Origin of the sequence: Sutterella parvirubra YIT 11816 (genome assembly GCF_000250875.1) — a bacterium.
In the GTDB taxonomy this organism is placed as follows: domain Bacteria; phylum Pseudomonadota; class Gammaproteobacteria; order Burkholderiales; family Burkholderiaceae_F; genus Sutterella; species Sutterella parvirubra.
The window spans coordinates 64,676-65,882 of the sequence record NZ_JH604985.1; the positions used below are offsets into that span (position 1 = coordinate 64,676).

1 protein-coding gene and 2 tRNA genes are annotated in these 1,207 nt (G+C 62.7%); 2 read left to right on the forward strand and 1 reads right to left on the reverse strand.

Annotated features, from left to right (window positions below; all coding sequences use genetic code 11):
• Window positions 1-556, reverse strand: a 556-nt coding sequence (locus HMPREF9440_RS12030) for a DEAD/DEAH box helicase family protein (protein WP_008542736.1), incomplete at its 3' end; no start/stop codon positions are given.
• Between the two features lie 141 nt (window positions 557-697).
• Here HMPREF9440_RS12030 and HMPREF9440_RS06765 point away from each other — a divergent pair.
• A tRNA-Asn gene (locus HMPREF9440_RS06765) sits at window positions 698-773 on the forward strand.
• A gap of 41 nt (window positions 774-814) precedes the next feature.
• Window positions 815-890: transfer RNA gene (locus HMPREF9440_RS06770), tRNA-Asn, on the forward strand.
• Window positions 891-1,207 lie beyond the last annotated feature (317 nt).

The window sequence follows — 1,207 nt, forward strand, 5'->3', positions numbered from 1 at the left end:
GCATCTTGACCAACTGGCTGATGAGCTGCCGCTGCGTGCGGCGGTCGCCGCGGCGCAGGATGCAGCGCATCTCGGTGTAGCTCTCGGGGGCGCCGATGCCGTAGATCGCGCTCACGGTGGCGACGATGATCGTGTCGCGGCGCTCCAGGATCGATTTCGTCGCGGCCAGGCGCATCTGCTCGATGTGCTCGTTCACCGCGGCGTCCTTCTCGATGAAGAGGTCGCGGGCCGGGACGTAGGCTTCCGGCTGGTAGAAGTCGTAGTAGGAGACGAAGTACTCGACGGCGTTCTCGGGGAAGAACTCGCGCATCTCGGCGTAGGTCTGCGCGGCGAGCGTCTTGTTCGGGGCCATGATGAGGGCGGGCGAGCCGCACCGGGCGATGACGTTCGCCATGGTGTAGGTCTTCCCCGAGCCGGTCACGCCCAAAAGCGTCTGGCTCATCAGCCCCGCATCCAACCCGAAGCAGAGCTTCTCAATCGCGCCGGGCTGGTCTCCCGCCGGCGGGAAGGGTTGGTGAAGGACGAAGGGCGAATTGTCGAAGGTGACCTTTTCCACGTACGGCTCCCTGAAGTGATCCGTTCATTCTACGTCGGGAGGGTTCCCGTCCCGTGTCCGGCACTCACATGATCATTACATTTATTTACATCCGTACTCTTGCGAAACACAAGACGTCTCAATAGAATTCCAAGTCTTGATTCCCCGATAGCTCAGTCGGTAGAGCGACGGACTGTTAATCCGCAGGTCGCTGGTTCGAGCCCAGCTCGGGGAGCCAAGTTCAACGCTTCGACTTCTACCGCTTGAAGCGTCAAGTACTCCCCGATAGCTCAGTCGGTAGAGCGACGGACTGTTAATCCGCAGGTCGCTGGTTCGAGCCCAGCTCGGGGAGCCAAGAATACACGAAGAAGGGAAGATCGCGAGATCTTCCCTTTTTTGTCGTCTGAAGAAAGGCCCTCACGGCAACCTCCGCCCCTGAGCACCAACGAACCCGCGGCCGGGAGGAACGCGCCGTACGTCTTCACGACCTCCCCTCCAGGATGAAGCCCTTCCTGGTGCGCTCCCAAACGCTCTCCTTCTCGGCTCAACCCTCCCCCATTCAGAGGCTCTCAGCGTGCGCCGTGGGCCCTCCCGGGCGCGCTCAGACGCCTTATCCAGCAGCCCCCTTCAGCCGCCCAAGCCGCCCCCGGGGCCGCGTCGGCGGCCCTCGGC